The organism is Candidatus Kurthia intestinigallinarum (assembly GCF_003991225.1).
Lineage (GTDB): Bacteria > Bacillota > Bacilli > Bacillales_A > Planococcaceae > Kurthia > Kurthia populi.
Map to the genome: position 1 here is coordinate 1 of NZ_JTFC01000138.1, position 1,249 is coordinate 1,249.

Annotated in this window: 1 protein-coding gene and 1 pseudogene; both read right to left on the reverse strand. The window is 38.6% G+C overall.

Going from position 1 to position 1,249, the window contains the following annotated elements; translation table 11 throughout:
• Window positions 1-420, reverse strand: a 420-nt coding sequence (locus QI30_RS19195; RefSeq protein WP_148113906.1) for a hypothetical protein, incomplete at its 3' end; no start/stop codon positions are given.
• Between the two features lie 141 nt (window positions 421-561).
• Window positions 562-1,249: pseudogene (locus tag QI30_RS19200) on the reverse strand (VirB4 family type IV secretion system protein); the annotation flags it as partial.

Sequence of the window (1,249 nt, forward strand, 5' to 3'; positions counted from 1 at the left end):
ATGCGTATATTTTTCCTCACGTGGCATTTGTCGGTTCGCTCGGTAGCCGTAGCGAATCGTCGACATCGGATGATAATACACAGTTGCAGGATGCAAACTGACGAAGCTTGAAGTCTTCGTCACAATCTCATCAAGTAATATCGCTTGGGCAATAGCAAGCTTTACAACATAAGCCTCCTGTTTAATCGCCACAACGGGCTTCAAGTGCTCTACAAAATGAAAGGTCATGACGACATGCCCTTCGTTCTCCTCAATACTTCGAAATGATAGAAACACATCATTCCGTGTATCGCGTAAAAACTGTTCGATTTCTTCCAACCGGTCATAACTAAATTCATTACGATGGATCGTAAATTGGGCTAGTTCACGTGTTAATTTAATGCTGCCAAATGAAAAATTGTAAATCTTGGTCGCACTCATACTAGCACCTCCTAACGATTTAAAATAAATGGTTAACTTATAAATCCAGTAATATCAATAGGTTAACCAGTTAACCTAATAAATTTATAGTTCTTATACTTTTGATGGGTAGAAAATTCTACTTAACAAAAGTGGAAATTTCTACTTTTCAAAGTTCCTCATTTCTAGTGCCTCTTGTCGCTCGAGCTCTGTCATACGAATACGCTCTTCGTAATTCGGTGTAATAGCTGCACTAACCTCATATAGCTCCTCATAACGAGCTGGATCTTTTAATCGTAGTTCTTCTTCTGTCAGCTCTACCCGCATAAACGCTCGCTGTGTACCATGAATAATGAGTGCCTCACCTTGCTTACGACGCTCTAATAATTTTTTTTCCTTTTCACTAAAGGTCATGCGTAGCTTTTCGGTAATATCATCTACGCCCTTATTATCTAGACCAAAAAAGACTTTCGTATAACTGTTCCCAATGACAGCCTCACCAACATTTTGACCATTGGCCATCTTCCCATCGAGCACATCTTGAATTTGTTGCGTACCGGCAATTGCCCCTGCATTGTACTTTCGAAATCGTTTATATGCCTGGTAAAAGAAACTCGCTGCATCTGGATTTTGTGTTAAAAAATGAAACTCATCAACAAACAGCTTCACATTTTCACTTGTATTTTCCGTAATGTTATCCCATAAATAACTAAACGTATTTAAATACGCTGCCCCTTGTACATCAGCCTCATTTTGCAAGGACTTTAAATCAAACGATAAAAGGTCACTTTGTAAATTAATATTCGTATGCCCATTAAAAATCGTTTTACTACCATTCACATAGCTCTCC